We start from the raw sequence: 22830 nt of genomic DNA on the forward strand, positions 1-22830 counted from the left end.
TACGGCCGATAAGACTTAAGTCTCGCTCGACACAACTTTATCTTTAGTTGTAGGCTCCGTTGACTCGGCATTCTCTTCGTCACCAGGCCCACCGCGGGGTTTTTGTACTGCAACCAATCCAAGATCCTCTCCACCTCGTCCAAGGTGTGCTGATTCGACACCTGAAGGAAAAATTAACTGGGACAAATGAATCGACTCCCCAATCTCCAGCGCACCGCAGTCAACCTCAATAAACTCCGGCAAATCCCCTGGCAAACAGGTTACTTCAACGTCAGACTCTATGTGATTCACAACGCCCCCACCCAACTTAACGCTCGGCGCATTATCTTCATTGATGAAGTGGAGTCGCACACGCATAGTGATCTTCTCTTTAGCTGAGACGCGCTGAAAATCAACATGCAACACCTCCATCTTCCAAGGGTGCATTTGATAATCTCGAAGCAATACTTTCTGTGATTTGCCCCCTAACGACATCTCTAGGATCGAAGCGTGAAATGCTTCTTTTTTCAATTGCATTAAGGTTTCCTTGTGGTCGAGCTCGATCATATAGGCTCCTTCTTGAGCACCATAGACCACACCTGGGACCTTACCCGCTCTGCGGAGACGGCGGCTCGCACCCGTTCCCTGCGCAGATCGACCTTCAGCATTTATTTTCATTTTAATATCTGACATATTACTTCTCCAATCTAAATGGGAATCTCGTCGCGACCAATTCGACCCCCGTATAAAAGTGCTAGTTTAACCCAGCAAAAAATATCGTTCTTCAATCAATGAATAACGACGAAACAGAATCCTCATTACTAATACGACTTATCGTTTCTGCAAAAAGATTGGCAATCGATAATTGCCGAATCTTGCCACACCCTCGAGATTCCTCTGTGAGCGGTATGGTATCGGTAACAACCAACTCATCAATCTCAGAGTTAGTAATTCTCTCAATCGCGTTACCTGATAACACTGGGTGTGTACAATAGGCTAGAACCTTCTTAGCCCCATTTTGCTTAAGAGCAGCCGCTGCTTCACATAGTGTATTGGCCGTATCGACCATATCATCCATCAAAACACACGTTCTATCACGCACCTCACCAATAATATTCATCACTGTGGAGACATTCGGTTTAGGCCGACGCTTATCAATAATCGCCAAATCTGACTCAAGCCTTTTTGCTAGAGCCCTTGCCCGCACCACGCCTCCAACATCGGGAGATACAACAATTAAGTCCTTATAACCACACTTCCAAATATCCCCCAGGAGCACTGGTGCCGCATAAACGTTATCGACTGGTATATCAAAAAAACCTTGAATTTGATCCGCATGCAGATCCATCGTCAACAACCGGTCTACTCCAGCAGATTGAAGACAATTAGCCACGACTTTAGCACTAATTGCCACTCGCGCGGATTTCGGTCTACGATCTTGTCTGGCATACCCAAAATAAGGTATCGCTGCTGTAATGCGTCCAGCTGACGATCGCTTGAGCGCGTCAACCATCAACAATATTTCCATCAAATTTTCGTTAGTCGGATTGCACGCTGACTGAAGGACAAAGACATCTCGGCCCCGCACGTTTTCAAGCAACTCGACCATCACCTCACCGTCACTAAACCTCCCGACGGTAGCACGACCCAGGCCGATATTTAAATGCTTAGCAACCTGTGCGGCTAAATTGGGATTCGCATTCCCCGTAAATACCATCAAACTTTCGTAGGCCATACTGTCACCGCTCTCCCGAAAAATGTCCTAATTTAGTTCGCTCTACAGTACCCAGTAGCGCGAAGCAATAATTAATCAGCTGAAGCTCAAGCGTGTTAAAAAACTATAGCTTCAGTTTAAAATATGGCTGGGGAAGAAGGATTCGAACCTTCGCATGCCGGAATCAAAATCCGGTGCCTTAACCAACTTGGCTACTCCCCAAAAACTTGTGCGCCTAATCACCCATCAAATCGCATAATGGGTGGTGATCCAATCCTCGAGCCGCAAATCCAAACCAACGCGATGGCACTTCCGCAACTAGCGCCTTAGCTCGCTCTGGATCCGCAAACTGACAGAATATGCTTGACCCCGACCCACTCATGGCGGCGGCCCCGTACTGCCCCAACCACTCTAGCGCCGACTGCACTTCTGGATACAAACGACATGCCGTATCTTGCAGATCATTTCGGCCCTCGTATGAGGAAAAGTCCGCTATTTTGATGGGTTTGGAATTTCGTGTCAATTCTAGGTCACCAAACACTGATGAAGTGGAAACAGAACAATTTGGATACACAACCAAGTAACAAGCCTCCGCAAGATCCAGTGGAGAGAGGTGCTCACCGATTCCCTCGGCGAAAGCATTACGACCAAAGACAAAAAATGGCACATCGGCACCAAGCAAAATAGCTAGATCCTGTAACTCCTGCCTTTTGAGATTAAGCGCCCACAGCTTATTCATCACTAAAAGAACCGTTGCCGCATCTGAACTGCCGCCTCCAAGACCCGCTCCATGAGGGATGCGTTTCACCACATCCAGCTCAACACCTTGATTGACAGAATAGCGCTCCACTAACAATCGAGCCGCCCGGACCGCTAAATCATCAGTATCAGACCAAGGGTGTTGCGACACGCGCCGGACCTCGTTTTGAGGTATCGCTCTAAACCCAATTGAATCGGCAAAATCGATCAACCGAAATACGGTTTGAAGCGAATGATACCCATCCTCTCGTTTCCCAATAATCCGCAAAAACAAATTAAGCTTTGCCGGCGCTGGGAAATAATCAAAGCCCTCTCGCATCGTCACAAATCAAGCCTTTTCCATTTATCTAAGACAAAGCGAATTTTGAGATCTTCAAATTCAAGTCTCATGGCTCGAGGAAGCATAGACCCCTCAGCATATTGCTCAAAAGTAATTTTCCACCCATCTTGCTCCAGATAGGTTAAGCGTTGCTGATCATCTCTTGGGGCCACGTGATCCACAGCCACCTGGGGATTTACCCGCCCGCGGGCCCAATACTTCAATCCATTTAAAGGCAAACTCCAACCCAGTACCTGCTTGGTTAACTCTTCTACCGAAGAAGCCTCATAGACCTGATCTTTCGTCTCCAAAACAGCGCCTGTCCGAGGAGAGACCAATATCACAGCAATGATCGATCCCATAGGCGCGTAAATATCAACGGCATCAATATCAGCGCGATGACTCCACTTGATTCGAGCCGAGGAACCCTCCTCCCCTATCTTCGCTGAAATTCGACCCGAGACCTGAAATTCGTCGTCGACTAACTGAGCTGCTGGCAGCCTCATCTCTTGCAATAGCGAACAACCTGTCACAAGGACACTCAGAACAACACAAAATCCCCAGGCCTTAATCGACCCCATACCGCTTCGCTGTATCGAGCAAAACATCGTTTTCAGGGAATTGGTCTAAGGCAAACCTCCAGACAGATTTAGCCTCGACCTCATGGCCTATAGCCCAAAGCGCTTCGCCTAGGTGGGCCGCTATTTCGGGATGACGCTCTAGCTCATAAGCTCTTTGCAACAACGCGATACTTTTATCATAATTCTTCAGCTTAAATTCAATCCAACCCATGCTATCAATAAATACAGGGTCATCTGGAGACAATTCAAGCGCGCGGACAAGCAACGTTTTAGCCTCTTCAAATCGATCCGTTTTATCTACAAGGGTATAACCCAACGCGTTGTAGGCCTGCGCGTTATTGGGCTGTAACTCCATCAAACGTCTCAGTCTTATCTCTAAAATATCGAGACGACCAATTTGTTCTGCCGCCATAGCCGAGCTGTATAAGAGACTAGGCTCGTCCAGCCTTATTTTCAAGCCGTCGTCAAGAACACTAAAATACTTTTCAAGCTTTCCAGAATCTCGATATATCATCCCTTGCAGCTCAACAAACGCCACAAAATATTCTGGCGTCTCGCTCGCCCTTAGGTTGAGATAATCTATGGTCGACTCAAGCCCCTCTGAGGCCAACTTGAGTTTCGCTAAATGCGATTGTGCCTCAATAAACCGCCCGCCTTTAGGTACGCTTGAAAACCAATTCGCAGCCGTTTCAAGAGAATTTAATTTTTCATCGATGAGACCCAATTGGAAATAAGTCGAGGCTCGATCTTCATACCCTAGAGAAAGTGCTAGATGAACCCAATGTTTAGACTCGTCATATCTCTCGACCTCAAACATTACCAAAGCAAGAGTAAACCGCACATTGGCATTACTGGCATCATCTTGCGCCATGCGCTGTAAATGAGGGATTGCATCTTCGTAACGCTCTTCTCGAATCAAATCTTCTACAACACTGGCACGCACAGTACCCGCCTCAGGATGAGACTCCAGAAAGTCAAAAAGAAATGTAATAGATTGGGCGCTATCAATTTTTCTCAAAGCGGAGGCCCGCAATAAAGCGGCATCTTCCGAGCGAGGCCCAAAAACCAATGCCTCATCAGCATGCTTGCTGGCTTCTTGAGCAAAACCGGCTCTCAAAGCTGATTGGCCAAGCAATAGCGACTTAAGTAAAGAGTCCGGCGTGTTTAATGTGACCTCCAAGAAGAACCGATAACCCCCCTCGCGATCCTGTGCGCTACCTACCAGGTCACCTACATATTTAAGTTTCGTATCTATAGCACTGTCATTATTAACCAAAAACTCTAGAACTAAAGGTCTCGCAACATCAAATTCGTTGTTCCTCAAAATCACCGTCAAGTAGACGAATTTGGCCTTTAATGAATCGGGCTCCAAGCGAAACCATATTTTTGCCGCCTCTAGCGCAAGATCCAGCCTGCGGGCAACATTAGCTGCATCGGCGGCCATCTCTGCAATATCAGATCGCTCCTCACTGCGGAGTATGTCCACCAATGTCTCCGCGGAAAGCTCATAAAGCTTATTATGTTTCGCGAACTCAGCGATCAAGAATTTAAACATCAAGTCTGATCGAAACGCACCACGTGGACGATCTCGTCGCCGCTGTTCCTGCAGCGGATTTAACTCATCACCTTCTGACTGCGCCTGAACCACCCAAATGTCGTGGGATATTACGGAGGGACAAGAAACACAGTCGTCAGTAAAGGAACCCGTCGCAGCGAACACTGGAAGCGACATCAGTAGAATAAAAAAGCCTGCAAAGAGTGATAGCACTATCTTCATATTCGCTCGAAAGGTAGTTCTTAGAAGTCTTTTGATCACAATTAGAGTAAAAAATTCACATTGATTAGCAACCAATTATGTCCTCAGCCTTCAAAAAACAGCTAAGTTCCGGTATATTACCGCACTTAGTCTGACTGGCTCGCCCCGAGAAGCTGTGGACCTAAATATTGTTAAAGTCACGAACTAAGCCAGATCAACACAACCCGTTAAAAACAAGCTAAAGTCACAAAAAAATATGGCCGATCAAGATACTCCCCTCACATTGTCAGCCTCCGGACTGACCCGAAGATACGGTAATAATATCGCTGTCAGCGACGTGTCTTTATCGCTACACAAGGGGGAAATAATTGGCCTACTTGGGCCCAATGGTGCAGGTAAATCAACGACGATGAAGATGATCACTGGCAATCTGGCTCCTACTGAAGGGTCTATTCAGGTGTGCGGTATAGACCTAATTGACAATCCGATTGCTGCAAAAGCAAAAATCGGCTATTTACCCGAAATTCCTCCTGTGTATAAGGAACTTCGAGTCAATGAGTACTTAAAGCTTGTCGCAAAACTTCATAAAGTATCCTCAAAAAGAATACAAGCAGCAATTGATAATGCCGAGGAAAGAACAGGGTTGACCGAGATGGGGCAACGCCTCATTGGTTCACTTTCAAAAGGCTTTCAGCAACGCGTTGGTATTGCACAAGCGATCATCCATGAGCCTGAAGTCGTGATTTTAGATGAGCCTACCGTTGGGCTAGATCCGAATCAAATTATTGAAATTCGTTCTTTAATCAGAGAATTAGGTGAGAGCCATAGCGTCATTCTCTCGACACATATACTTCAAGAGGTAGAGACGATATGTGACAGTGTTCAAATACTGCACAAAGGACGGGTTGTTTTCAATGACGAAATCGGTGGGCTAAGACAGTTTCGGTCAGGAAAATCAATCCAAGCCTCTTTCCGTAACCCTCCCACTAAAGAGCTGCTAGAGAATGCACTAACTAATGTAAAGGTTACCGCCATCCGAGAAGGGGTCTATCGGATCTCCGGGCTTGAGTTAGAACATGACCCTACCGACGACCTGGTGCAAATCAGTGTTCATAAGGGCTGGGCGTTATTTGAACTGGTAGGGGCTCAGGCAAGCGTTGAAGAAGTGTTTGTAGAACTCACCACTCAAGACGGCATCTCAATGTGATGTCCCCAACAACTACTATGCATGTAAAAAATACACAATGATTATTGTTATAGCAATGAAGGAACTCCGATCGATGTTTACCTCTCCACTGGCCTGGGTCGTCCTTGCCTTTGTTCAGGGTTTCTTGGCTTATGTTTTCCTCAAACAAGTTGATACATTCATGATCATTCAAACGCAACTCGCGAGAACACCAAACGCTCCTGGATTAACCGAGCTGGCAATTGTTCCCATGTTCGGGGCTGCACAAATGGTTTTATTAATGTCCATTCCACTTTTAACAATGAGACTGATCGCCGAGGAAAAACGTAATCAGACTATGGCTCTTCTTGTGTCTGCCCCGATATCCATGATGCAAATTATTGTCGGCAAATTTTTAGCTATGACGGTCTTCTTGTGCCTCATCCTTACACTCATTGCTACCATGTCACTCTCACTATTGTTTGGTGGTGCAGTTGATCTCGGATTGATCATTGCAAATCTATGTGGTCTTTTATTGCTGGGCATGGCCTTTTCCTCGATTGGGATTTTTATTTCTTGCCTAACAATACATCCCGTTGTGGCGGCGGTAATGACTTTGGCTGTCTTTATGGGCTTCTGGGTAATTGGGCTCGCAGCATCGGATCCAAGTAGTTGGCTTAACTGGGTTTCGATTTCTAAGAGATTCGAAGGATTTATGGACGGATATATCTCACTGCCAGACGTTACCTTCTTCGTGGTTATTATTGGTCTCTTTATTTTTTTATCAATTCGAAAACTTGACTCGGAACGGCTGAGCTCATGAAAATTAACGCAAAATTAAGATTCCAGTTACTGATACAAAATGGGGTATTCGTAGGCCTTTTGCTGGGCATTGCCGCCGTTGTAATTTTCTTGGCCGAAGAATCTAATATTCGCTGGGACTTAACTCACAGTCAGCGGAACACGCTGTCTTCAGCGACAATTGAGACTCTCAAAAAAATCGATAGCCCCATTACAATTACTGCGTTTGTCACTGCCGACGCAGAGGGTGATCTACGCCAACCTATCGTCAACTTTCTCACACCGTATCAACTGGAAAAAAATGACATTCGGTTTAGCTTCATTAATCCCAGAGAAGATCCATTCGCCGCCAAGAAAGCTGGGGTTACCGTCAACGGAGAGTTGGTCATTGAGCTAAAAGGTCGAACTGAAAAGCTCAAGACGTTAAATGAACAAGATTTAACCAACTTACTCATTCGCCTAATGAGGAATAATCAACGGGTTATCACAGCTTTAGTCGGACATGGCGAAGGGGACTTCTCTCGTCAGGGGAGCAAAGATCTAAGTGATCTTGGTGCAAAGCTTTCAGCGCGCGGCTTTCAGCTTGATGTCTTGAATTTCGCATCCGGACAAGACCTTGAACCTGGCCAGTCGGTATTGATTATTGCCGCCCCAACCGTCACCTTACTTCCTGGTGAGGTTAACCGCATTAAACGGTACCTCGAAGGTGGTGGCAATCTCCTTTGGATGATAGACGACGCAACCACGGCAGGATTAGAGCCTATCGGTGAGCATCTTGGTGTTGTATTACCCACTGGCGTTGTCATTGATCCGAGTGCCCGCCTTCGAAGTGGGTCTGTCGCGCTTTCGCTTGCGCAAAGTTATGCCGATCACCCCGTAACCGAATTGATGAGCGTGAATACGGTATTTCCTTACGCTCGAGGCATTTTCGAATTTAACAATAAGGACTACAGCTTCACCCCATTAATCACTGTCGCACCACAAGGATGGATTGAAACCCAGGGATTAAAAAATGCTACCTTCCAAAAGGGAAAGGATATACAAGGCCCCGTCACTATTGCAGCTACACTTGAAAGAAGCATAAAAGATAAAGCTCAAAGAGTTGTCATCGTTGGGTCGGGCAGAGCATTTTCGAATGAGTTCCTAGCTTCATTGGGAAATGCTGATTTAGTAACCAATATCATCAATTGGCTCTCCGGTGATGAATCACTAATAGCAATCGAGCCTAAACCGCGTATCGATATGTCCTTGAATCTACCCCTCATCGCGATTTCTTTAATTGTTACAGGCTTTTTGTTTGCAGGCCCGATTGGATTATTGATTGCCGGAACGCTGATTTGGTGGCTTAGACGCAGAGCATGAGGTCGCGATTATTAATTAATTTTCTCCTAATCTTGGTTCTTACTTCGCTGGGCGCCTACCTTCTTTGGGACGAAGAGCCATCATCTGCGTCGCCCGATCGATTGGTCATGCTGGATCGAGATCAAATCGCACGCGTCTCAATTATAAAAAATAACAGCTTTGAGATCGATATGACGAGAAATTCACAAACATGGTTAATTACAAAACCCTTTAGAGCACGAGCAAATCCTGAAGTCGTCAAACTCGTTCTCGACCTCACCGATGCATTTGTAATCAACGAGATTAAAACTTCCTCTGCGAATCTCGGGTTTAATCCGCCACAATATACATTAAGTTTTGGCCAAAAAACGATTAAATTTGGCAGCATAAACGAAGTTACTAATGAGCAATACATTCAAGTTGGCAACCGGACTTTCCTCACTAAAACACATCACGGGTATAACCTGCCCGACGATCCTATTAAAGTGGTTGATAGGAGAATTTTGGGGGGCGAGGAAATTCCAATTCTGTTTAAAACCAACTCATGGCGCGCCGAACGTCAAGGGGATCAGTCATGGAATGTGATGGCTGCAGATGACAATTTAACAAGCATAGCTTCGTCGAAAATAAAAATTTGGGTTGCAGGGTGGCGATCTACCGCTGCAACCAAAATAGAAGTCCCCAATGACGCACCAGGTCTTATATATGAATCAGTATCGATTACATTTGAAAACGGCAGTCAAATCTTAGTCTCGATTGAAAAAGATAACGATGGTTATCTCTTGTATCGATCAGACGAAAGTGTTGCCTATAGAGTAGGGCGAGATGCGGGCCTTAGATTGATTGACCCCTATGAGGTCGCACGAACACTGTAAGTGAGCGCCTCGCCGAATGCCTGAATTACCAGAAGTTGAAATCACCAAACAAGGCATAGAGCCTTTTCTGATCGGTCAGTCCATAAAAAAGTTTATTGTTCGCAATCGAAAACTTCGATGGCCTATTCCAGAAAAACTTGAATCAACGTTGGCAGGCCTTGCGATCAAATCAATTAATCGCAGAGCAAAATATATAATAATTGACTGTAGTATCGGCTGGCTAATCATACACCTGGGAATGTCAGGCAGCCTGAGGGTACTCAACTCTCCGAACGACGACCCCACAAAACATGACCACTACGACATTCACTTAACCAATGACACCGTAATTCGTTACCGTGATCCTCGTAAATTTGGCGCCTTACTGTGGACAAGACAAAGTCCTGCGATTCACCGCTTAATAAAACACCTCGGACCAGAACCGCTTGACCAAGACTTTGATGGAAATATTTTATATCAAAAGTTACGCACTAAATCCTCTTCGATCAAATTACAGATCATGAATAATCAAGTGGTGACTGGAGTGGGTAATATCTATGCCAACGAATCATTGTTTCATGCTGGGATCCGCCCAACGCGCCGCGCCAATTCAATTAGCCGAGCAAAGCTGCACATTTTAGTTACAGCAATTAAAAAAACTCTTGCAAAAGCGATCCAATCTGGCGGCAGCAGTCTGAGAGACTTCTATTTAACGGATGGCTCTACCGGATACTTTCAACAGGAATATACGGTTTATGGGCGTAACGGCGAGAAATGCCACGTCTGCGAAACACCAATTAAAACCGTCACGTTGGGACAACGATCATCTTTTTATTGCCCGACATGCCAAAAGTAACTCAACTTGGACTCTGAATCGCTTTCATTAACCGCTCGTACTTTTGCAATAACTCATCTTTGCTCTCAATCCTCATTGGATTGAGCGGAATGCAGTCTACGGGACACACCTCTTGACACTGCGGATTATCAAAATGGCCGATACACTCAGTACATTTCTCGGCGTCTATCTCGTATATATCTTCGCCTTGATAAATTGCTTCATTCGGACATTCTGGCTCACACACATCACAGTTAATACAGCCATCCGTTATCATTAGGGCCATTAATCCCTCCCAGCCACTCTGAGTTTCTGCTGAATATGTTTGAGCACAATCGGATTAACAAACGTAGAGACGTCTCCGCCGAGTAAAGCGATCTCCCTCACCATCGTCGCGGATATGAAGGTGTACTTTTCAGCTGGCGTTAAAAATAGCGTTTCAACATCGGGATACAAGTTACGGTTCATGCCGGCAAGTTGAAATTCATACTCGAAATCAGAAACCGCCCGCAATCCTCGAAGTACAATCTGGGCCTCCTGCGTTTGAATAAAGTCCATTAGCAACCCCCGAAAACCAGTTACCGATACATTATCAAAAGGCTTGAGCGCCTCTCGTGTAATAGCGACGCGCTCATCCAAAGAAAATAAAGGGTTTTTTGCGCGGCTGTCCGCCACCCCCACAATAACTTCATCAAAAACAGATGAAGCACGACGTACGAGATCCTCGTGACCAGCAGTCAACGGATCGAATGTCCCCGGGTACACAACTTTATTTATTTTATTTTTCATCTTGGTTTCGATACTCCCATAGCGCGAAGTGAACACGACCAGCCTTTGCCCCCTTAATCACATTGAATCCTACCGGATTCAAGATGGGGTGAGCTGTCTCTAAATAGATTTTACATCCATTGGCGAGATGATTAGGCAAAACAGATAATACGTCCTCAATTAAATGTTGCTGCGCGAATGGAGGATCTAGAAATACGACATCAAAGTCACGTTGTTTATGCCTGAGGAAATCTAGAGCATCTGAACACGTAACGCTAATATTTAACGCTCCTATTTTCTTACAATTGTCTCGAATCGATGCACACGCTTTTTGACTTAAATCGACAGCATCAACGTTACTGGCCCCTCTAGAAACCGCCTCAAATGACAGGGCACCACTTCCAGAAAAAAGGTCTAGACATAATGAATGATCCAGCCGTTGCCCAAGCCAATTAAATAAAGTCTCTCGAACTCGGTCTGGAGTCGGTCTAATGCCTAATAAATCGGGAAATCGTATAACCCTACCCTTCAAGTCACCGCCAATGATTCGGATTGCATTAGCCATTGGGCTCATTCGAGCGCTTGTCTGGTCCAACAATGATTCGTACAGTTTTATCTATACTCATGCGACGACTAACCGCGTCTTTAACTTGATCGAACGTCACTGCCTCAACTCGGCGTGAGAAACTGTCAATATCATCAATAGGAAGGTCATAAAACCCAATCATTGAATAATACTCTAGTAACTCCCCGTTACTATCAACATTCAAAGCAAAAGCACCAGTGAAATATTTTTTCGCCCGCTCTACTTGCTCAAGTTCTGGGCCATTACGAATAAAATCGCTCAAAATAGTCAAAGTAATCTCAAGTGCCTCCCAAGCCTGGTCCTTCCTCGTTTGAAATGCGATAACGAAGGGCCCGGGATCTTTGAGCGGACTAAAGTAACTACCCACCCCATACGTCATTCCTCGCTTTTCACGCAATTCATCATGAAGGATCGAAGTCATACCACCACCACCCAGAATTTGGTTCGCAAGCACCAGAGGCAGGTGATCCGGGTCTCCTCGCCGTATCCCAACCATCCCAATGCGAATGTGTGCTTGAGCTGCCTCATGAGGAATAACAAGCTCCTCTGAATCAGTTCTAGGAGGATTAGCGGCTAGGCGTTCTCTATCGATTGAACCTCGGGGCAGATTTTCTGACACTTGTTGCGCAATTTCCCGCGCTCGCGCCTCATTTAAATCACCCACGATGGTAATCACTGCATTAGCCGCGCGGTAAAACCGGGAATGAAACCCAACAAGGTCACCTCTAGTGAGTAGCTTAATGGTAAGTTCTGAACCCTCACCAGTGGATCGGTATGGATGTTCCCCAAACAATGTTTGATGCAAGGCTCGAGAGGCAATTGATGCCGGTCGAGTATCGCTTTCTCGCAAAGACACAAGTGAAGCATTTATTTCTCTATCGAGCACTTCTTGAGGAAAAATTGGGTTGGCCAATATGTCAGTGAGAAGATCTACCGACTGACCAAGAGGTTCCTCGTAAGATAAACTCCTCAGAGTGATCCCCGCTCGATCCAAATCAAATCTACCTCCCATTTGAGACCCCGTCATGGCAAGTCTTTCTGCGATTGCATGTTCGTCATACTGACGCGTACCAGTATCCAACAAGTGCATCGTTAAACGGGATAAGCCTTCCTTGCCGTCGGGGTCAAAAGCGGCACCCGCCACAAAATCGACCGCAACATCGACCATAGGCAAGCTGGTTGATTGAATAAATATCACTTTGGTACCAAATTCTGTAACCCACTGCTCTCGCACTTGTGCATGAACACTCAGAGGATGCAAACACAGAAATAGGAGCAGAATCCTGAAATAGGAACCTAGAGAAGTGAAGGTATGACAACCGATATTCAGCATGTTGAGGCTCCAGGGAAATGTTCTATTTTGATGTCTTTGGCTCAAGGATGGCGATCGTTGCTTGGTGTTCAACCAAGTATTTCTCTGCTACTTGTCGCACCTGATCAGGTGTAATTGCCCGTAATTTTTCATTGATAACGTCAGAGGCATTAGGAGCAAATCCAATTACCCACATCTGTCCCATGCGACTGGCTTGCCCAAGCACCGAGTCGCTCGAGAAAACTTGGCTCGCAACTACCTGAGCTTTTACTCGATTTAATTCATCCTTGCTCACGCCGTGAGTTACAAGCTTAACGACCTCATCAAGCCAAGCCGCTTCCAAATCTCTCAGCTCTCGGTCTTTGACGGCGGTAAATGCAACATAGAAAACTCCCGGCCCTCTTCTTAAACCATCATAACTCACGCTGACAGAGTGCGCGATGCCCTCCTCCAAAACCAGACGTTTATGCAACCGTGCGGCAGAATGTCCATCCAACACCCCCGCCAGCAAGTAAAGCGCATACGGTTCCCAATCTGCATCGACATCAATCAACTGAGGCGCTGGATATGCAGTAATTTGAGACGTCAACGTTGTATTTGCTCTAACTGTCACCGTTCGACTACCTAAGCGGCCAGGCTCTTCCTGAGGTTTTCTAACAGGCAACAGTCGCGATTTAATAGGACCAAAATACTTCTCGGATAGACGCACTACCTCTGCCGGATCCACATCGCCAGCCACAACCAACGCCGCATTATTCGGGACATACCAACGAAGATACCAATCCGCTGTGTCCTCAAGGGTCAAGTGCTCGAGGTCGTTCATCCAACCCACTATCGGAGTCCTATAAGGATGAGAAAGATACATCGTTGCGGCTAACTGCTCCCAAAGCAACCCATGCGGATTATCGTCAACCCTTTGCCTTCTCTCCTCCATGACTACGCGCAGTTCATTATTAAATTCCACTTCCCGCAGCAATAAATTGTGCATTCGATCAGCTTCCAACTTAATCGCAAGCTCTAATTGAGAGCTATGAAGCTCTTGAAAATACCCCGTGTAATCAGTTGAAGTGAACGCATTCGACCGTCCACCCGTTGCAGCTATCCTTTTCGCATACTCCCCAGGGGCAAGCGTCTCTGTCCCTTGAAACATCATATGTTCGAGCACATGAGCAACCCCGGTCCGGCCACCCGCTTCATCCATACTTCCAACTCGATACCAAACCATCACCACGGCGACTGGCGAACGACGATCAGGCTCAACAATAACCCGCATACCATTTGATAGTGTGTCCTGGAAGACCGACAAAGCAGGTTTCACATTTGATTCGGCTGATACTGAGGAAGAGGCAATCAAGGTTGCCAAAATAACAAAAATCACTTGTCTCGCACGATTTTTTTTCATATAAATCAATATCTCATGTCCTAAATGAATAACCTTTGAAAATTAAAACTGCTGGTATCCGTCAAACCTTCATCGAAAGTTTACAATATCGCTTTAAACCAGCGCTTAATGAACACACAAATCAAATTAACTCGTCCCATACAGAATGATTAGGTTTCTAAAGTCCAGTAAAGTTTCAAAAATCGTTGACAACCCGGATGTTTCAACAAACCCCATCTCAGAGCTCGCGTCAAAAAGGACTTGGGCTAAGAGCTTATCATTAACGCGCTCCAAGCTAGGGCAGCGTCTCGCACAAATTTTCTCCTCGAATGGGCCTATTGATGACGATTTATTTGAACGGCTCGAAACAATCCTGATAACCAGTGATATAGGTGTAACTGCGACGGAACAACTAATCGCAAATACTAAGTCAGTTGTAAAGAGAGATAAACTGCAAACAAGACAAGGAGTCAAAGCAGCACTTAAGTCAGAAATGCTACATTTACTGCAACGTCTTTGCGGGCCTGTGATGGAAAAACCTGGAGAGCCTTACGTTATTTTGATTGCCGGAGTTAATGGCGCAGGGAAAACAACAACTATTGGAAAACTCACAAAAAAATTTACAAGCTCTGGCAAAACTGTCTTACTTGCTGCCGGGGATACCTTTAGAGCCGCAGCAGAGGAACAAATTAAAATTTGGGGGGTACGCAATCAAGTCAGTGTAGTTTCTCAAGAGAACGGCGACTCTGCTGCAGTAATCTATGATGCCATCCAATCGGCAAGATCTAAACATATTGATGTTGTCTTGGCCGACACAGCTGGGCGCCTTCCAACTCAAAAACATTTGATGGCAGAATTAGAAAAAGTGAAACGTGTCATGGGTAAGGCTCTAGATACCTCACCTAATGAAGTAATGTTAGTGATTGATGCCAATACGGGTCAAAACGCGATCGAACAGGTAAAATCGTTCGATAGGGTCCTGGGGATTGATAGTATTGTGTTGACAAAATTAGATGGGACCGCCAAAGGTGGTTGCTTATTCGGGATTGCTGATTATCGAGCTATCCCAGTAAGATACATAGGTACTGGTGAGGGTATTGATGACTTACAACCATTTGCTGCTCGAGAATTCATTGATGCCATGTTTATAGAATGAGTGACCTGCTCACCAAAAATCTAAATGATCGAAACTGAACAGATATCCAAACAATACCCCGGTGGTCAACAAGCCCTCAAAAACGTATCGATTTCGATCCAAGAAGGGGAAATGATCTTTCTAACAGGCCCCTCAGGTGCTGGGAAATCAACCTTGATGAAACTTATTGGTGGCGTTGAGCGGGCTACAAGTGGTTCTATAACAATTAACGGGACCAAAATCTCAAATTTGACTCGGGCAGCATTACCCTATCTCAGACGAAACTTCGGCTTTGTATTTCAAGATAACAAATTACTACTCGATCGTAGTGTTTTTCATAACGTAGCACTTCCCTTATTAATATCAGGTTTCTCAAGGTCGGAGATAAAAACGCGCGTGCGCGCTGCATTAGATAAAGTAGGGCTGCTCGAAAAAGAAGGGGTGAGTCCCTTGACGCTATCCGGTGGGGAACAACAGCGGTTGTGTATCGCGCGAGCCATTGTAAACAAACCGGCGATATTGCTAGCAGATGAACCAACCGGAAATCTTGATCCAGGATATGCCGCCGATATTGTCGCAATGTTTCGCGCGTTTAACCGCGTAGGTGTCACCGTAGTTATCGCCACGCATGACCCGGCTATGATTCAAGGGTTGGGCGCCCGCGTAATCTCGCTCAAGCAAGGGGAGCTGCAAGAATGAATTGGATTTATATAAGGTTCAGCGCTTTCAGCGATAGCATCAGCCGATTTTTTCAGCAACCAATCACGTCGCTGTTGCACATTCTGGGTATGGGCATTGCCCTATCCATCCCTATGGGCTGCTACATGCTGCTCGATGGTGCAGATCAATTTTCAAGAAAACTAAACAACTCTACTCAGTTGAATGTATTCCTGACGACCGACGCCTCCGATGAGGAAGTCAAAATCGCTCAGACACAACTCGCTGAAATATTTGATGGTGATATTAAGTTTATTGATCGCGACCAAGGCCTCTCAGAATTATCGGAAAATCCAGAATTTAGCGAATTAGTTGCAAACCTTGATACCAATCCGATCCCACACCTGTTCGTTTTAACGCCCAACCACAATGACCCTCAAAAACTGTTGTCTATCGCTCAAATTATAGAAAATTGGAATTTTGTGGAGGAAGTCGGATTTGATGCGGATTGGGCTGGCAACCTTGAGTCATTTGTTAAATTATCAAAAATTCTCGTCATGCTGGTCGTACTACTCATTGGACTTGGCTTTGTTGCGAGTATCTTTACTACTATTCAATTACAAATCACCATTCGCAAAGATGAAATCGAAGTGGCCCGGCTGGTTGGGGCAACCGGGCGCTTCATACGTCGTCCGTTTCTATACTATGGGTTCATACAAGGGCTACTTGGTGGATTATGTGCCGCATTTATCATTTTCTTAGGTATGAAGTATGGGCTAAAGTCAGTACAGCCCATGCTTGAAACTCTGGGTATTTTCGTTCACAAACCCAATTTACTCACGCTTGGGGCACCTTTGATTCTTAGTGTGTCTCTCAGTCTACTCGGTGCTTGGCTTTCGTCAAACAACCATCTCAGAAAAATCGATTCTTAACAATACGTTAGGAATAAAAATACAACTTTTTAACAAGCTTGGCGCTCTCGTCAAGAGAGTGCTAAAATATCTAGTAGGATACGATTTATGAACAATGCGCTTATAACAACAACTTTGCCGCCAATCGCCAGCTTGGATTTATATATCCAAGCGGTGAATAGGATTCCTCTGCTCACCGCAGAGGAAGAGACGCGCCTAGCGAAAAGACTTAAAGAAGAGAATGATCTTGATGCCGCCCGAGTGCTCATAATGTCGCATCTGCGTTTAGTCGTATCAATTGCACGTCGGTTCAACGGATATGGACTGCCGTTTGCAGACCTGATTCAAGAGGGAAATATTGGCTTAATGAAGGCCGTCAAGCGTTACGACTACGAAAATGGCGCCAGACTTGTGTCATTCGCCATGCACTGGATTAAAGCTGAAATTCATGAATTCGTGCTCAAGAACTGGCGAATTGTCAAAATCGCCACAACAAAAGCGCAGCGCAAGCTCTTCTTTAATTTACGGAGTATGCGATCCAATCTCGACCCACTCAACAGCAACGAAATTGATAGGATTTCAAAAGAGCTAAACGTTAACTCAAGTGATGTCTCCGAAATGGAGGCTCGCATGTCAGGGCATGATCTCGCGCTTGATCCACTATCCATAGATGAAGACAATGAGTATTCGCCAATCTCATATTTACCAAGTCCAGACTTAGATCCATATCAAACCCTTGAAGAGAAGCAAGTCGAAACAAATCAAAGCGAGGGTCTGACCGCCGCACTATCGACTCTTGATGAAAGAAGCCGAGCCATTATCCAAACTCGATGGCTCAACGAGAAGAATCAATCAACACTGCATGAATTGGCTGATCGATACGGAGTTTCTGCTGAACGCATTCGTCAGATAGAAGCTCAAGCCATGAAGAAAATGCGAGCTGCGATGAGTGAGGCTTAACCTCAAACTCAAAAAACTGTTCCTAAATCATCAATGCCGCCATCAGAGTGGCACCTTGATCAGTTGCAAAATATCGCTCGTCAACTTATCTGGATCGGTTCCGTATGGAACAAAAAGACGTACCTGACCATCCCGATCAAAAACGTATGTGCCAGCTGAATGATCCAATGAATAGGTATCAGGCATCGAACCTTCAATTTTTTGATTAATCACCTTGAATTCCTGGGTGACCGTTGCAATCTCAGCAGCAGTGCCCGATAAACCCAAGAAAGCTGGATTAAAGATCTCCATGTAAGAGCCAAGCTTTTCTAAGGTATCCCTTTCTGGATCAACTGTGACAAAAAGAACTTGTACGTGTTTTGCATCAGCGCCAAGCCTTTCCATTACGGCATTGAGCTCCGACAAGGTCGTAGGACAAATATCAGGGCAGTGCATAAAACCAAAAAACAAAACGACAACCTTACCCTTAAAATCAGTCAACCGAACAGATTGGCCACGATGACTTGTCAACTCAAACTTCCGCGCGAAATCAGCGCCAGTAATGTCCGTGTGATTGAATTGGAGCTGACTTCCGGTAGGTTTACCACAACCACCAATCAAGCCTATAAAGGCCATGAACACTGCCACCTTAGCGATGCCTTGGATTGGGAAATACATACCCATTAGAGAATTAGATAATGGTCCAACAACAACGCCAAGAAAATCAGGGACAAATATAAAATTGAATATCTAAACGTAGTTCGTGCGATCGCATCAGTGTAAGACTGCCAAATACGGTAGGAGTAAAATAAAAATATCAGGCCAAGAATTAACGCTGATACACCATATAACCAATCACTCATCCCAACAACAAACGGAAGTAGTGAGACCGCAAGTAAAATTAGGGTGTAAAGAAAAACATGTAACTGAGTAAATTTAACCCCATGCGTTACGGGCAACATAGGGACCTCGGCTTTTGCATACTCTTCTCGACGATACAAAGCTAATGCCCAGAAGTGAGGTGGTGTCCACGCAAATATGATCAGGAAAAGTAACAAAGACTCGTAAGTCACCTCACCCGTAACTGCTGCCCAACCAAGGATCGGCGGCATAGCCCCAGACGCACCACCAATAACAATATTTTGAGGCGTCAACGGTTTAAGGATAATGGTATAGATGACGGTGTAACCCACAAATGTCCCAAGAGTCAACCACATTGTCAGAGGATTTATGAAAACATACAGCAAAAATAAACCCAGTCCTCCAACGATGAGCGATACCGCTACGGTCTCAAAGACAGTCACGGCACCGGTCGGTAGTGGTCTCGCACGAGTGCGAGCCATCACACCATCTATTTTTTGCTCAATTAAGCAATTAACCGCAGCTGCCGCTCCAGCAACCAGCCAGATACCAACAGACCCATAAATCAAAATCTCAACAGGAGCTAGCGTAGGTTGCGCCAGAAGCATTCCTATAAACGCCGTGAAGACAATCAACATGACTACTCGAGGTTTTGTAAGCCTCACATAGTCTTCAAACCGGGTATATGGCGATGTGGTTGATGTGCTCACTGCGTCCCTGTCGAACTAACTATGAAAAGTGTTAAGTTTACCATTTGACCAATACTCAGAGCGAATTACTCACTAATTAATTTTTTTCCAGGCTTTCGAGATCTTTAATAGTTTCCCGACATCTTTTTTCATTAGAGATGGATCAATGTTGACAGGAAAACGCATCATCAAATTACCAATCTGATCGACTAAGTAGATGTAATTTGTCGCTTCTACCGGATCTCCAAAAACACTCAAATCGCTCGCATCCGGCACTGAAATAAACTGTGTTCCCTCGTACTTATCAGTTATTTTCTTTGGTAGTTGGCTGTCCCCCAATACAAAGTGAAGTCGTTGAAGTCTATTCTTTTCAGCTCCTTGCGTTAGACGTATTTGGCGCATGAGATAGAGCTTCTTTTCACAAATATCCTTACAGCCCAATGCATCAATCGATACAAAAGACCAAAAACCGTTAAGGTCTGCAAAAGAAAAAATATCTCCTTGAGATGAACGCACCTCCAAAGCATATACAGGCACAGGTTCAATTAATTCACCATGGTTGACAAAACCGTCTGGCTCCCAAAAGTAATATAGTGCCGTAGAGGCTATAATCGGCAAAACACAGATTGCGAGCACAAGCCACGGTATCAGCCAACTATTTTTATTAGGCTTCGTGTTGCTTGATAAATCCATAATATATATACAAAAATAAAGTCAAAATACTAAAAAGTATCCACTGTCCCGCGTAGGACAAATGCTTAACTATTCCAAAGCTCGGGTTGGACCATGTACGCTCAAAAATATTCGTTACGCCATCCACCGCGTCACCTTGGATGACATAGTCGAGTACGTCAAGTGAATATAATGACCGGTACCGTTTGAGATCAAGATTCTGCCAAATATCACCCGCAACCGTATTGTTAGATAACTCCAAGGACCCTAATCCAGGTTTAACAGCTGTCCCACTGACCAAGACAACACCCTCCGGCATATCTATGCTTGGCACCTGCCCGAACTCCCGACCACGCGGAATCCAACCTAAATTAATAAGCACAACGTCACTCGAGCCGGTCAATAAAAGCGGCACCAGCACTTCGTATCCAGCCTGCCCTCGACGAATACGATTGTCGAGGATCATACGCCGCGATGAATCAAATACACCCTGCGCAGTCACTCGCCGAAACTCAAAGTCAGATGAAAGATCACGGGCCTTGTTTAGATTTAAAACTTCTTCAGCTTGTATGGCTATAAATCGCGACTCTAGAGTGCGCTTATAATCCGCTCGTTGGAATTGCCAATAAGCTGCGAACAGCGTTAAGCCGATAATAAGAAGTGCGATAATAGTGATGACCCAACTAGGGTGCCGCATACTGTATGGCATCTTCTTGGAAATTCGAAAAAATTAAGGTCAAATACAATGAAAATAGTCGTAATTTTATTTTTAATCGTGATATGCGGAAGTTTAGCATCAGCCCTGGTGTACCTGGTACGAAACAAAGGTAAGTCAGAAGGAACAGTTAAAGCATTAACCCTCAGGGTCGGGCTATCCGTTGTACTCTTTGGTCTGCTGATGGCCGGACATTATTTCGGCATCATCCCATCGACTGGTCTGTAAAAAAACCCACCCGTTATGAAACGGATGGGTTTTTTGAAATCATCTATGGTTACAGCCAGTACACCAATACAAACAGTGCTAACCAAACCACATCAACGAAGTGCCAATACCAAGCAACACCTTCGAATCCAAAATGAGCCTCCGGTTTGAAGTGTCCACGAATACCTCGCAACCAAATAACGATAAGCATAATCGTTCCGATCGTGACATGAAATCCGTGAAAGCCGGTTAACATATAAAACGTAGCACCGTAAGCTCCACTCTCCAGTGTCAAATCCAGCTCGGTATAAGCATGCATATACTCCTCAGCCTGGAGGGCCAAGAAAGCCGCACCGAGGACGATTGTCAAAAACATAAACACGTGCAGCTTCATGCGCTGACCTTTTAAGAGCGCCCAGTGCGCGATCGTAAGCGTTACGCCCGAAGTCAACAGTAACGCCGTATTGATTGCAGGCAGCCCCCAGGCACCCATCGGCGTAAATTTACTTGCCACTCCAGGACCAGCAGTTGGCCAACTAGCCGAAAAACCACTCCAAAGCAGAGACTCAGTATCACCCTCTGCCAGCCAAGGGATTGAAAGTACCCTCATATAAAAGAGCGCTCCAAAGAAACACGCAAAGAACATGACTTCAGAGAAAATAAACCAGCCCATTGACCAGCGAAACGATACGTCTACCTGCTTATTGAATTTGCCAGATTCGCTCTCACGAATAACTGTGCCAAACCACCCAAACAACATGTACACCATAACAAGCGCCCCGGCTGACAACACGTAGCCGCCGCCTGAAACAGCGTTCATTGTTAGTGCCGCCCCAAACGCCATCAAAAATAACCCGATTGAACCGATAATCGGCCAATGGGAGGGCGCTGGCAAATAATATCCACCGGACTGCGAGCTCATTGTTTACTCCCCTTTAATAATCTCATTTCTTATATTCATCAAACAATGTATTAAAACATCTACTAATTGGCAACTATATTCACCACTGTAATCAAACCAGTAACAAACAAAACCGCACAAATTATTCCCGCAATAACCACATGTTGCGGCCGAAGCGCACTCAAATCACGCTCTAAATCTCCACTTTTACCAATCCCCACAAATGCACACAACACAGCTCTCAACGCTTGGATGGGAATTTTAACCCACGAACAACCAATCACGACTTAAATTCGTGGAAATCAACCTCCACAGTCGAGTCGCCGGCACTTCTTGTACCTTCAATCTCGAACATCGTATATGACAACGTAACAATACCCACATCAGCCGGCAAACTCGGATCAATCACGAACACCACAGAAAAGTCTCGAGTTTCGTGAGCATTTATTTTCTGTTGCGTGAAACAAAAACATTCTAACTTCTTTACGTATTGCGCCGCATGCTGAGGACCATAACTCGGGATCGCTTGGGCATCAAACACCTTGTCGGTTGGGTTAGTCAGCCTAAACGTTGCATATACTAATTCACCTGGATGCACATTCATTCGCACCTTCATAGGGACCAATTCCCATCCAACTTGGCTCCTTGTATTCGCATCAAATTCCATCACAACCGTGCGACTTTCATCAATCTGTGTATTTACTATTTCATCAGGCTTTATCAAGTCATAAACACCCGTGACTTCACAGATTTTTTTATACAATGGCACAAGCGCATAGCCAAAAGCAAACATCACTAACGCAACTACAACCAGCTTGCGCGATAGAGTTTTATTTTGATTATCTAGGTTAGTGGCTTTCATTAAAACATTGTACGACGAATGACAAACCCCAAAAAGAACGCGATAGCGATTGTGGCCAACGTCAGCGCAGTTTTTGTATTCTTAGTCATTATTGTTTCATCGTTAACTTTTATAAATCCTGCCTCAGAAA

Annotated in this window: 27 protein-coding genes and 1 tRNA gene; 10 read left to right on the top strand and 18 right to left on the bottom strand. The window is 45.2% G+C overall.

Annotated elements, in window-relative coordinates; all coding sequences use genetic code 11:
- Positions 1-15: 15 nt before the first annotated feature.
- The 6 genes from O3A65_05880 to O3A65_05905 all read right to left on the bottom strand — a co-directional run bounded on the left by O3A65_05880 (position 16) and on the right by O3A65_05905 (position 5129).
- A complete protein-coding gene (locus tag O3A65_05880; GenBank protein MDA1331999.1) occupies positions 16-657 on the bottom strand; it encodes a 50S ribosomal protein L25/general stress protein Ctc in 642 nt (213 codons plus the stop codon).
- Between the two features lie 106 nt (positions 658-763).
- Positions 764-1714 carry a ribose-phosphate pyrophosphokinase gene (locus O3A65_05885; GenBank protein MDA1332000.1) on the bottom strand — a complete coding sequence of 317 codons (951 nt, stop codon included), beginning with the start codon at positions 1712-1714 and terminating at the stop codon, positions 764-766.
- 124 nt (positions 1715-1838) lie between these two features.
- Positions 1839-1915 (bottom strand) — tRNA-Gln (locus O3A65_05890).
- Between the two features lie 13 nt (positions 1916-1928).
- On the bottom strand, positions 1929-2771 hold the full coding sequence (gene ispE, locus O3A65_05895) for a 4-(cytidine 5'-diphospho)-2-C-methyl-D-erythritol kinase (GenBank protein MDA1332001.1): 843 nt from the start codon (positions 2769-2771) through the stop codon (positions 1929-1931).
- Between the two features lie 2 nt (positions 2772-2773).
- Positions 2774-3352 carry a lipoprotein insertase outer membrane protein LolB gene (lolB, locus tag O3A65_05900; GenBank protein MDA1332002.1) on the bottom strand — a complete coding sequence of 193 codons (579 nt, stop codon included), beginning with the start codon at positions 3350-3352 and terminating at the stop codon, positions 2774-2776.
- A complete protein-coding gene (locus tag O3A65_05905) occupies positions 3339-5129 on the bottom strand; it encodes a hypothetical protein (GenBank protein ID MDA1332003.1) in 1791 nt (596 codons plus the stop codon). Before O3A65_05905 ends, lolB begins: the two co-directional genes overlap by 14 nt.
- A 235-nt stretch (positions 5130-5364) precedes the next feature.
- Here O3A65_05905 and O3A65_05910 point away from each other — a divergent pair, with 235 nt between their 5' ends.
- Genes O3A65_05910 through mutM form a run of 5 tightly spaced genes read left to right on the top strand, consistent with a single transcriptional unit; the run spans position 5365 to position 10125 of the window.
- Positions 5365-6315: an ATP-binding cassette domain-containing protein gene (locus tag O3A65_05910; protein MDA1332004.1), complete on the top strand. Its 951-nt coding sequence runs from the start codon at positions 5365-5367 to the stop codon at positions 6313-6315.
- A 55-nt stretch (positions 6316-6370) separates the two neighbouring features.
- Positions 6371-7096, top strand: coding sequence for an ABC transporter permease subunit (locus tag O3A65_05915; GenBank protein MDA1332005.1), 726 nt, complete (start codon positions 6371-6373; stop codon positions 7094-7096).
- Positions 7093-8436 carry a GldG family protein gene (locus O3A65_05920; GenBank protein MDA1332006.1) on the top strand — a complete coding sequence of 448 codons (1344 nt, stop codon included), beginning with the start codon at positions 7093-7095 and terminating at the stop codon, positions 8434-8436. Before O3A65_05915 ends, O3A65_05920 begins: the two co-directional genes overlap by 4 nt.
- Complete coding sequence (locus tag O3A65_05925) at positions 8433-9290, top strand: hypothetical protein (protein ID MDA1332007.1); 858 nt, start codon at positions 8433-8435, stop codon at positions 9288-9290. The genes O3A65_05920 and O3A65_05925 overlap by 4 nt, the downstream gene beginning before the upstream one ends.
- 16 nt (positions 9291-9306) lie before the next feature.
- Positions 9307-10125 carry a bifunctional DNA-formamidopyrimidine glycosylase/DNA-(apurinic or apyrimidinic site) lyase gene (gene mutM / locus O3A65_05930; protein ID MDA1332008.1) on the top strand — a complete coding sequence of 273 codons (819 nt, stop codon included), beginning with the start codon at positions 9307-9309 and terminating at the stop codon, positions 10123-10125.
- A gap of 1 nt (position 10126) precedes the next feature.
- Here mutM and O3A65_05935 read toward each other — a convergent pair whose 3' ends face one another.
- From O3A65_05935 to O3A65_05955, 5 genes are read right to left on the bottom strand one after another with little or no spacing between them, the layout of a single operon-like run.
- Entirely contained in the window at positions 10127-10390 is a 264-nt protein-coding gene (locus O3A65_05935) for a YfhL family 4Fe-4S dicluster ferredoxin (GenBank protein ID MDA1332009.1), read from the bottom strand.
- Positions 10390-10893 carry a pantetheine-phosphate adenylyltransferase gene (coaD, locus tag O3A65_05940; protein MDA1332010.1) on the bottom strand — a complete coding sequence of 168 codons (504 nt, stop codon included), beginning with the start codon at positions 10891-10893 and terminating at the stop codon, positions 10390-10392. The genes O3A65_05935 and coaD overlap by 1 nt, the downstream gene beginning before the upstream one ends.
- Positions 10883-11437: a 16S rRNA (guanine(966)-N(2))-methyltransferase RsmD gene (rsmD, locus tag O3A65_05945; GenBank protein MDA1332011.1), complete on the bottom strand. Its 555-nt coding sequence runs from the start codon at positions 11435-11437 to the stop codon at positions 10883-10885. The genes coaD and rsmD overlap by 11 nt, the downstream gene beginning before the upstream one ends.
- Positions 11430-12791 carry a pitrilysin family protein gene (locus tag O3A65_05950; GenBank protein ID MDA1332012.1) on the bottom strand — a complete coding sequence of 454 codons (1362 nt, stop codon included), beginning with the start codon at positions 12789-12791 and terminating at the stop codon, positions 11430-11432. The genes rsmD and O3A65_05950 overlap by 8 nt, the downstream gene beginning before the upstream one ends.
- 22 nt (positions 12792-12813) lie before the next feature.
- Positions 12814-14172 carry a pitrilysin family protein gene (locus O3A65_05955; GenBank protein MDA1332013.1) on the bottom strand — a complete coding sequence of 453 codons (1359 nt, stop codon included), beginning with the start codon at positions 14170-14172 and terminating at the stop codon, positions 12814-12816.
- 145 nt (positions 14173-14317) lie between these two features.
- On the opposite strand from O3A65_05955, the gene ftsY reads away from it, so the two are divergent.
- The 4 genes from ftsY to rpoH all read left to right on the top strand — a co-directional run bounded on the left by ftsY (position 14318) and on the right by rpoH (position 17814).
- Positions 14318-15307, top strand: a complete 990-nt coding sequence (ftsY, locus tag O3A65_05960) for a signal recognition particle-docking protein FtsY (protein MDA1332014.1) — start codon at positions 14318-14320, stop codon at positions 15305-15307.
- A gap of 24 nt (positions 15308-15331) precedes the next feature.
- Positions 15332-15985 carry a cell division ATP-binding protein FtsE gene (gene ftsE / locus O3A65_05965; GenBank protein ID MDA1332015.1) on the top strand — a complete coding sequence of 218 codons (654 nt, stop codon included), beginning with the start codon at positions 15332-15334 and terminating at the stop codon, positions 15983-15985.
- Complete coding sequence (locus tag O3A65_05970) at positions 15982-16875, top strand: permease-like cell division protein FtsX (protein MDA1332016.1); 894 nt, start codon at positions 15982-15984, stop codon at positions 16873-16875. Before ftsE ends, O3A65_05970 begins: the two co-directional genes overlap by 4 nt.
- An 87-nt stretch (positions 16876-16962) precedes the next feature.
- Complete coding sequence (gene rpoH / locus O3A65_05975) at positions 16963-17814, top strand: RNA polymerase sigma factor RpoH (protein MDA1332017.1); 852 nt, start codon at positions 16963-16965, stop codon at positions 17812-17814.
- A 42-nt stretch (positions 17815-17856) separates the two neighbouring features.
- Here rpoH and O3A65_05980 read toward each other — a convergent pair whose 3' ends face one another.
- The 4 genes from O3A65_05980 to O3A65_05995 all read right to left on the bottom strand — a co-directional run bounded on the left by O3A65_05980 (position 17857) and on the right by O3A65_05995 (position 20712).
- Entirely contained in the window at positions 17857-18471 is a 615-nt protein-coding gene (locus O3A65_05980; GenBank protein ID MDA1332018.1) for an SCO family protein, read from the bottom strand.
- Between the two features lie 5 nt (positions 18472-18476).
- The gene (gene cyoE / locus O3A65_05985) at positions 18477-19364 is read right to left on the bottom strand and encodes a heme o synthase (protein MDA1332019.1); all 888 of its coding nucleotides are present in this window, start codon (positions 19362-19364) and stop codon (positions 18477-18479) included.
- A gap of 72 nt (positions 19365-19436) precedes the next feature.
- A complete protein-coding gene (locus O3A65_05990) occupies positions 19437-20036 on the bottom strand; it encodes a hypothetical protein (GenBank protein MDA1332020.1) in 600 nt (199 codons plus the stop codon).
- Entirely contained in the window at positions 20008-20712 is a 705-nt protein-coding gene (locus O3A65_05995; GenBank protein MDA1332021.1) for an SURF1 family protein, read from the bottom strand. Before O3A65_05995 ends, O3A65_05990 begins: the two co-directional genes overlap by 29 nt.
- Before the next feature lie 48 nt (positions 20713-20760).
- On the opposite strand from O3A65_05995, the gene O3A65_06000 reads away from it, so the two are divergent.
- Positions 20761-20958 (top strand): twin transmembrane helix small protein, encoded by a 198-nt coding sequence (locus O3A65_06000; GenBank protein ID MDA1332022.1) that lies wholly within the window; start codon positions 20761-20763, stop codon positions 20956-20958.
- Between the two features lie 49 nt (positions 20959-21007).
- Here the strand turns inward: O3A65_06000 and O3A65_06005 are convergent, their stop codons facing one another.
- The 3 genes from O3A65_06005 to O3A65_06015 form a co-directional block, all read right to left on the bottom strand.
- Complete coding sequence (locus O3A65_06005; protein ID MDA1332023.1) at positions 21008-21859, bottom strand: cytochrome c oxidase subunit 3; 852 nt, start codon at positions 21857-21859, stop codon at positions 21008-21010.
- 62 nt (positions 21860-21921) lie between these two features.
- Positions 21922-22122, bottom strand: a complete 201-nt coding sequence (locus O3A65_06010; GenBank protein MDA1332024.1) for a DUF2970 domain-containing protein — start codon at positions 22120-22122, stop codon at positions 21922-21924.
- Positions 22119-22700 carry a cytochrome c oxidase assembly protein gene (locus O3A65_06015; GenBank protein MDA1332025.1) on the bottom strand — a complete coding sequence of 194 codons (582 nt, stop codon included), beginning with the start codon at positions 22698-22700 and terminating at the stop codon, positions 22119-22121. Before O3A65_06015 ends, O3A65_06010 begins: the two co-directional genes overlap by 4 nt.
- Positions 22701-22830: the final 130 nt, after the last annotated feature.

Source organism: Pseudomonadota bacterium (genome assembly GCA_027624715.1).
Taxonomy (GTDB): domain Bacteria; phylum Pseudomonadota; class Gammaproteobacteria; order Burkholderiales; family Eutrophovitaceae; genus Eutrophovita.